At 35.9% G+C, this 7,664-nt stretch carries 9 protein-coding genes; 5 read left to right on the top strand and 4 right to left on the bottom strand.

The genetic code is table 11. From position 1 onward, the window contains the following. Positions 1 to 283: 283 nt before the first annotated feature. Positions 284 to 541, bottom strand: coding sequence for a hypothetical protein (locus V7137_RS22130; protein WP_335700073.1), 258 nt, complete (start codon positions 539 to 541; stop codon positions 284 to 286). Between the two features lie 418 nt (positions 542 to 959). On the opposite strand from V7137_RS22130, the gene V7137_RS22135 reads away from it, so the two are divergent. Together V7137_RS22135 and V7137_RS22140 are read left to right on the top strand one after the other, a co-directional pair. Continuing rightward, complete coding sequence (locus tag V7137_RS22135) at positions 960 to 2,132, top strand: MFS transporter (RefSeq protein WP_335700074.1); 1,173 nt, start codon at positions 960 to 962, stop codon at positions 2,130 to 2,132. Positions 2,133 to 2,204: 72 nt separating this feature from the next. Next, positions 2,205 to 2,531 (top strand): hypothetical protein, encoded by a 327-nt coding sequence (locus V7137_RS22140; RefSeq protein WP_335700075.1) that lies wholly within the window; start codon positions 2,205 to 2,207, stop codon positions 2,529 to 2,531. A gap of 35 nt (positions 2,532 to 2,566) precedes the next feature. On the opposite strand, the gene V7137_RS22145 is transcribed toward V7137_RS22140, so the two are convergent. After that, the gene (locus V7137_RS22145) at positions 2,567 to 2,965 is read right to left on the bottom strand and encodes an SDR family oxidoreductase (RefSeq protein WP_335700076.1); all 399 of its coding nucleotides are present in this window, start codon (positions 2,963 to 2,965) and stop codon (positions 2,567 to 2,569) included. Between the two features lie 140 nt (positions 2,966 to 3,105). Further along, positions 3,106 to 3,480: a DnaJ family domain-containing protein gene (locus tag V7137_RS22150; RefSeq protein WP_335700077.1), complete on the bottom strand. Its 375-nt coding sequence runs from the start codon at positions 3,478 to 3,480 to the stop codon at positions 3,106 to 3,108. Between the two features lie 244 nt (positions 3,481 to 3,724). Between V7137_RS22150 and V7137_RS22155 the strand changes: the two genes are divergently transcribed. The 3 genes from V7137_RS22155 to V7137_RS22165 all read left to right on the top strand — a co-directional run bounded on the left by V7137_RS22155 (position 3,725) and on the right by V7137_RS22165 (position 6,268). After that, positions 3,725 to 4,351, top strand: a complete 627-nt coding sequence (locus V7137_RS22155) for a metal-dependent hydrolase (RefSeq protein ID WP_335700078.1) — start codon at positions 3,725 to 3,727, stop codon at positions 4,349 to 4,351. Between the two features lie 168 nt (positions 4,352 to 4,519). Continuing rightward, positions 4,520 to 5,407 carry a permease gene (locus tag V7137_RS22160; RefSeq protein ID WP_335700079.1) on the top strand — a complete coding sequence of 296 codons (888 nt, stop codon included), beginning with the start codon at positions 4,520 to 4,522 and terminating at the stop codon, positions 5,405 to 5,407. 12 nt (positions 5,408 to 5,419) lie between these two features. Beyond that, positions 5,420 to 6,268: a TIGR03943 family putative permease subunit gene (locus V7137_RS22165; protein ID WP_335700080.1), complete on the top strand. Its 849-nt coding sequence runs from the start codon at positions 5,420 to 5,422 to the stop codon at positions 6,266 to 6,268. An 88-nt stretch (positions 6,269 to 6,356) separates the two neighbouring features. On the opposite strand, the gene V7137_RS22170 is transcribed toward V7137_RS22165, so the two are convergent. Then, entirely contained in the window at positions 6,357 to 7,295 is a 939-nt protein-coding gene (locus V7137_RS22170; RefSeq protein ID WP_335700081.1) for a metal ABC transporter substrate-binding protein, read from the bottom strand. Between the last annotated feature and the right edge of the window lie 369 nt (positions 7,296 to 7,664).

Raw genomic sequence — 7,664 nt, forward strand, 5'->3', positions numbered from 1 at the left:
GAAATGTCTTTCATTGAGCCGATAAAGGACAAAACTCTCTCTTGAAACAGAAAAAACGTCTTTCATTGAGCCCTTGAATGACAAAACTCCATCGAAAATTAGAAGAAATGTCCTTCATAAAGGGATGTGACACTTAGATCACTCTATGATTATTTTTGTCCGCAATAGCCCTTATTGCGGACATTTTGATTAGTTTCGGCATTAGGAATGTCGCACACTAGCAAACTGATAGCACTTGCTAGCTTAATGCTATCTCCTTAATAGCCTTCTTATAACACTCTAGTTAACTTGGATTTTTATTAAAGTCATTCGGTTGTTGCGCTTTCCTGACTAACTTACCTCTATCAAAATGCCGTCCATAGATTGTGACAATTTCAGCTGATTCTTCATAAGTTGGGATATAGCCATTTGCCTTCCATGTCAAAAAATACGATTGTACCTTTCCACTATAAAAGACCCAACTAAAAAACTTTCGAGCGATATTATGGATCCCACTCGTTCTAAAAGAGTTCATATCTTTCGCGACTTTCCAAACCGTCATCGTCTGCCAGACACCGCCGTCGAGTTGTCCCTTTAATTCTGCATAAAATTAAATTCTCGTTTTTACTCATGGCCTTCATGATCATTTGATTTAAAAACCCATTAACAATAAGGCGAGGTATATTGAATTGTTCTCCCCTTGTAACCGATACCACTGCAGTCGGCGGAATCTCTACATTTCGATCCCCTAAAATAAATGCCCCTCCATATTTCTTATTCGGATCAATTTGCTTCTCCCATTTCTTTTTCATCAAGTAATTGGTTAAATACATTCATTGTTCAGGCAAAGAACGTTGCATACAATTCCCATCCAAGGAAATAATTGATGAAAGAGACTTGTATTTCTACGAACTTTTCCATTATCCTAATAATAGGATAAGTAACATCAAGACATCAAAGTATCTAGGAGTGAAAATTCTTTGCAATCAAAGTCCGCTTTACCGATTTTATTTGTAGTTATGTTTTTGGTGATGGTGGGATTTGGAATTATCATTCCAGTTTTACCTTTCTATGCCGAAGAAATTGGGGCGAACCCCACAGAATTAGGATTATTAATGGCCGTATATTCGCTTATGCAACTCATTTTCGCGCCATTTTGGGGGCAAGTTTCGGATCGAATTGGGCGTAAACCAGTGATGATGATTGGAATTGCTGGACTTGGTTTATCCTTCCTCATTCAAGCCCTATCAACAGAACTTTGGATGTTATTTGCGGCTAGAATCATCGGCGGCATTCTTTCCTCTGCAAATATGCCAACAGCCATGGCCTATGTGGCAGATATCACCACGGAAGAAAACCGTGGTAAAGGAATGGGAATAGTCGGTGCAGCTACAGGCTTAGGCTTTGTTTTTGGTCCTGCAATCGGTGGAATTTTCTCCAAATTCAGTTTGAACATGCCTTTTTATCTTGCAGCTGGATCCTCGTTTATTACCTTAATCCTTGTTTTTCTCTTACTAAAAGAATCAAAACAGAAAAAAGAAGCATATAGCAAAGAAAAGCCTTCGTTTTGGAAGGCGTTTAGTGGTGCAGTTACCGTCCTATATTTAGTGCAATTATTAATTTCCTTATCCCTATCTGGTTTGGAAGCAACATTTGCTTACTTTGCTGCTAAAAAGGCTGATTTAGGTTCCATTCAACTTGGATATATTTTTATGATTATGGGGTTAGGAAGTGCAATCGTCCAGGGCGGTCTAGTTGGTAGAATGACTAAGAAATATGGTGAAAGAATGGTGATCCAGGCGGGAATCATCCTTTCGGCCCTTGGATTTGGGTTGATTTTATTGGTGAATAGCTTTGCAACTGCTGCGCTTTTTTTAACGATTTTCGGTTTAGGTAACGGTGTAATTCGTCCAAGTGTCTCTTCTCTAATAACGAAGACCTCAAGTGCGGGCTATGGAAGTTCAACAGGCCTTTTATCTTCCTTTGACTCTCTTGGCCGAATTATTGGTCCGCCCCTTGGTGGATGGCTGTTTTCGATGGCAATTGGGCTCCCTTATATTTCTGGTGCGATTATTTCAATTGCTGCATTTATTCTTTTTTTACTTTTTCGCCCGCAGAGGGCTGCAGTAAAAACAACAGATGTTCCAAACTAATTAATAGGCATATGTTTTTAGGACATGCATAAAATGGGTTACGAGCATGTAAGTCAAAAAGGAGCCCAGTTTATGAAATTAAAAACCTTTATAAGTATTTGTTTCCTATTGGTCACCTTAGGTTTTGCAGCCTATCTCGATTCACCCTACTCATTTATAAATAAAGACTATGCCTATTCAACCGATCAACCTGTGATGGCACAGCCAGTGGAAGTGGAGCCTTCAAGTGATGTTCCTGTTTTAGAGGAAAAGCTTGAAAAAACTGAAAGAGTGGATGGGTACATCGTGGAAACGTACGATGAATACGAGGTTTATAAAGACAAAGATGGGAATGTTATAAAAAGTGAGCCTACCGGAAAAACAGATACACTTAAATATTGGGATGATTCACAATATTAAAGACCGCTAATTTCAGCGGTCTTTCATTATTGTCTTCATATCCATATCCACCATGGGATTGGTTGAAATAAAGCTAGCATTCCATCTGATACGTTTAGCGAAGTTCCTGTGATAGCATTTGCTCCATCTGAAGCTAAAAATACGGCTGACGCCCCTACTTCAAATGGTTCTAAGAGACGTTTCATAGGCTGTTTGCCTAGAATATGTGCCTCCATCGCTTCTTGTTCGGTAGTTCCATCTTCTGCGGCAAGTTTAGCTATTTGTTTTTCAATTAATTCAGTACGGACCGGACCGGGCATAATGGTATTAGCTGTAATACCTGTTTGTGCATTTTCTAATGCTACGGTTTTCGTAAAGCCCTCAACCCCAAATTTGGCAGGAACATAGGCTGATTTAAAGGGGTCTGCAATTTGTCCATGGGTGGTGGTCCCCATTCATATTTAATATATTAGAACTGAAAAATTGGATTTGGCCGAAAAAAGTATTACAAATTGGGGATTTATTTTTCAGAAGATATGTTTGATTTGTTATTTAAGAATGAAGTTTTTCTTTCTATCAACTCAGCCATCATCTTTTATTTCATTTTTCCATATATTTTTTCGGCATAACTGCCAAAACGCACATTGGTATTTTTTCTCCTTTGTTCCATCACTTTTTCAAATTGCAGCTGTTTGCGCGTTAATTTTGCTTGCAACCTTTCAATCTCTTTGTCATCGGTTGCAACAGAAATTAGATCATTTAAGGTAATCATCTCTTTTCGTAAATCTACTTGATCTGAAATGAACCCTGCATTCTTAAGCATGCGGTAACCCATTTTCATTTCAGCGCTCATCCCTGGCAGATCATCTTTCAGATCTAATGGCTTTCCCATTCCAGGTAAATGATCAAGTTCTCCATTTTTTATCGCTTCCTTTATTTTATCTTCTGCAATTCTTGAAAATAAGTCCATGACAATCCTCCTTTTTATTTCTATTTTAACCTATCTGGATGGTATAAAGGATGACCAATTTAACTAAAGTAAGAACAACTTGAATCGTTTTTTTTTGAAATTTTTAGTAATGGCTCTATTCTAATAATATTTTTTTTATATCATAATCAACTTCCCTCTAAACAGAACAAATGTTTTGTAGTATATTAAATACGTTATGGTGTTTTGTAAAGGACCATAAATAAATTATAGAGGGGAAATATACGTGAACGGAACGGCACATGCAGCACTAGGAGCAGCAACAGGTTTTATAGTTGCGAACACTTTCCATACCTCCCCATCAACGACACTCTTTCTAGTTGGATTAGGTGGTATTTCGGGCTTGGTCCCCGATCTCGACATAGAAGGGAAACTTCGCGGCAAAATCACCTTATCCCATAAGATGATTCGGACAGCTGCACAATTGATAGGAATACTGATGGTCTTCTATAGTTTTTATGAGGGAGGATCTAAAGAGAAATGGATTGGAATAGGAATCGGAACGGGGATGATGATTGCAGCCTCATTGATCAAGCAAAAGCACATGTTAACGATCACAGGAATCGGTGTAATTACAGGTGGATTCTCCTTATCTGAAATTTGGTTAATACTACTTGGGATTTATATTTTAATCGCATCTCTCGTTTCACATCGAAGTTATACCCATTCCATTTTGGGAGTTATTTTTTTCGGAATTATTGCTTCTAAATTAGAAATCTCTCTAGGAATTGATGGCGTTTTCTACACCTGCCTTGCTGGATACATAAGTCATTTGATTGGAGATATTAAAATCTTACCGTTTAATAAACGAGGGATTAAACTTTTTTTACCTGTTTCATCGAAAGAAATTTAAAAAGCAGCAATCACTTATTAACACGACTACCAGTTTTTATAAATGTAGTAATAAATGATGTCTTTTTTTATCCAAAAAAATTTAATTTATTCCAGATTTTTTTGTTGGACTAACTAATAGGATGAGAGTATAGTAGTTTCCATGAGTCTTGAATATAGGAGGACTACTATGTTTGGTATATCCTTACCGCAATCTTTTTTACAGATGAATACCATTTTTATTTCGATTTTAATTGAAGCCCTGCCATTCGTGACATTAGGTGTACTTATTTCAGGGATCATTCAAATATTTGTAACCGAAGAAATGATTACAAAAATCATGCCTAAAAATAAAGTACTAGCCGTAATCTTTGCAAGTTTCTTAGGTATCTTATTTCCTTCATGTGAGTGTGGGATTGTACCTATCGTTAGCAGGCTTGTTTCAAAAGGAGTGCCGATATCCGCAGGTATTGCGTTTATGCTGACAGCTCCGATCATCAATCCAGTCGTCTTATTTGCAACGTTTATAGCATTCGGCAGTGACTGGAAGATGCCATTATACCGCGCAATTGGAGCAATCATTGTAGCTATTTTCGTAGGAATTTTGATTGCTTATAGATATAAAGGGAGCCCTTTTAAAGAACATTTCCATCTTCACCATTCTGATGGAAAATCTACCCCATTATTAAAAAAAATCTGGCAGACCTTGGAACATGCTGTGGAAGAATTTTTCTCAATGGGTAAATATTTAATTATCGGGTCATTAATTGCAGCAGCCGTTCAAACATATATTAAGACATCGACTCTTGTTTCGATTGGTCAAGGACAAGCATCATCATCCATCGTGATGATGGCTCTCTCTTTTATTCTTTCTCTTTGCTCCGAAGCAGATGCATTTATTGCTTCATCTTTTAGAACGACATTTTCAACCGGTTCATTACTAGCGTTTCTTGTATTTGGGCCAATGGTGGATATTAAAAATTTAATGATGATGCTTGCAACATTTAAAAAGCGGCTAGTTTTTATGATTGTTTCTGCCGTTTTTGCTGTTGTATTTGTGTACTCTTTGTTGTTTTAAGGAGTTGGAACTATGATAAGAAGCTTAATATTAATTGGTTTTACTTATTTAATCTTTCAAATGCATCTGACAGGAGATATTAATAAATATATCAACATGAAATATTCTTATCTTTCTGCCACTGCTGGCTATGCGTTACTTGTATTAACGATTGTCCAAATCTTTATGCTTAGCAAAGGCGAGTCAAAAGATGCATCCTGTGATCATGAACATTGTGGACATAATCATGCGAAGGAAAACAAATGGTATAAAAAATTATTTATTTATCCGATTTTTGCCTTTCCAATCATTTCAGGATTATTTTTTCCAATTGCAACCCTTGATTCAAATATTGTAAAAGCAAAAGGTTTTCATTTTCCTATTTACGATGAAGGAAAAGGCGATTCCTTTATGCAGCAGCAATTTTTACGGCCAGATACGAGTGTGTATTATGGGAAAGATGATTATAATGTGTTAATGAAGAAGGAAAAGAAAAAATACGTAAATAAAGAAACAATCATTTTAAATGATAAGAATTATTTAAAAGGGATGGAAACAATCTACAACTTCCCAGGTGATTTTCTTGGAAAAGAAATCGAGTTTAAAGGGTTTGTTTTCAATGATTCTGAAACAATCAATAAAAACCAAATCTTTGTCTTCCGATTTGGTGTGATTCATTGCATCGCTGATTCAGGTGTTTTCGGAATGCTTGTTGAAATGCCGGATGGCACGAAATTGAAAAACGATGAATGGGTCACTGTAAAAGGGAAAATATCAACAATCTATTACCAGCCTTTTAAAACAAACATACCTTACTTAAAGGTAGAAGATTGGTCAACTACTTCTGCACCTAAAGAAGAATATGTTTTTAGAGGATATTAAAAAGAGCCGCCGTATTGGTGGCTCTTTTGCATATAAACCAGAATTCAACAATTGAATTCTGGTTTGTTCTTTCATGTTTGAACCTCGGTTAGTCTTGAAAAGAAAGTTTTAATGTCTCAAGATTTTCTTTCATAACATCGATATAGTCTAGACCTTTTTCCTGATCTTCTTTAGTCAATCCTTCTAATGGATTTAAAACTTCTGTTTTAGCTCCTATTTCATTAGCTAATGTCTGAGCCACTTTAGAAGAAGTAAGTCCCTCAAAATAAATGACCTTAACATTTTTCTTCTTTGTTACTTCTGCTAATTCTTTCAATTTACCTAGGGTCGGTTCTACATCTGGGGATAATCCTGCTATTGGTATTTGAGTTAAGCCGTATTGTTTTGCTAAATATCCAAATGCGGCATGTTGTGTTACAAATTCTTTTTTCTTCGCCTTATCAATTGTCTCTTTGTATAAGTGGTCTAAATCAGCGAGTTGGGATTTAAACTTATCTGCATTTTTTTCATACTGATTTTTATTGCTTGGATCTTGCTTTTCTAAAGCCTGAGTAATTGTGTCGACCTCCTGCTGAGCTAACACAGGTGAAAGCCAGACATGTGGGTCTTTTGAAGATGCATGATCGCCATGGTGTTGCTCCTCTGATTCTAATGCATTCATCAATTCAATACCCTTTGAAGCTTCTACAACAGTTAAATTTGGATCATTAATGCTCTTTAATACTTTTTCAGTCCAACTTTCAAAGTATCTGCTATTATAGATAAACATATCTGCATCTTGAATTTTAGCCATATCCTTTGCCGTTGGCTCCCAATCATGTGGTTCTGCACCATTCGGTATTAATAACTCAACATTTGCAGAACTGCCTGCCACTTTTTGGGTAAAGTAATACATTGGATAGAACGTGGTGACAATTTGTAATTTTTTTGTTCCTTCTTTAATTTTTTCACCCTTTGTCTGCTCAGCATTTGAACAACCACTTAATATCAAAAGAAAAATAATAATCGGGCATAATAGTCTTTTCATGATCTGCATTCCTCTCCTTAATTGTCTCTAATTAGGAATTATTACGATTTAAAATGAATAAGTATTCCATATAATATTAATTTATTAGGTTCAACAAATCGTAATCGTTACGAATTGTATAATATAACTATTTATTATTTATGTCAATATCAAGTTTAATGAAATTAAATCACTAGACGTGCATATCAATATGATAGGGATGATAGAGTTGAGGAGGTAGATTTTGTAATGTCCTATTTAAATAAGTTGCTAAAAGATAGTCTATGTCTTCTATTATTTGGTTTCTTCATACTTCTCTTTCTTTTTGCAGAGGAAATGAAAGATTTCTCTTTTTTTAATAGAGTTCCTAGTTCTTTTTTTAATATCAAT

Source organism: Neobacillus drentensis (assembly GCF_036962765.1).
GTDB lineage: Bacteria > Bacillota > Bacilli > Bacillales > Cytobacillaceae > Neobacillus > Neobacillus drentensis_C.

What these genes read in the sequence shown, in the direction of transcription:
- V7137_RS22165 (WP_335700080.1), top strand. Translation starts at nt 5,420, where the DNA reads ATGATAAGAAGCTTAATATTAATTGGTTTTACTTATTTAATCTTTCAA.
- V7137_RS22145 (WP_335700076.1), bottom strand. Translation starts at nt 2,965, where the DNA reads ATGGGGACCACCACCCATGGACAAATTGCAGACCCCTTTAAATCAGCC.
- V7137_RS22140 (WP_335700075.1), top strand. Translation starts at nt 2,205, where the DNA reads ATGAAATTAAAAACCTTTATAAGTATTTGTTTCCTATTGGTCACCTTA.
- V7137_RS22130 (WP_335700073.1), bottom strand. Translation starts at nt 541, where the DNA reads ATGACGGTTTGGAAAGTCGCGAAAGATATGAACTCTTTTAGAACGAGT.
- V7137_RS22160 (WP_335700079.1), top strand. Translation starts at nt 4,520, where the DNA reads ATGTTTGGTATATCCTTACCGCAATCTTTTTTACAGATGAATACCATT.
- V7137_RS22170 (WP_335700081.1), bottom strand. Translation starts at nt 7,295, where the DNA reads ATGAAAAGACTATTATGCCCGATTATTATTTTTCTTTTGATATTAAGT.
- V7137_RS22150 (WP_335700077.1), bottom strand. Translation starts at nt 3,480, where the DNA reads ATGGACTTATTTTCAAGAATTGCAGAAGATAAAATAAAGGAAGCGATA.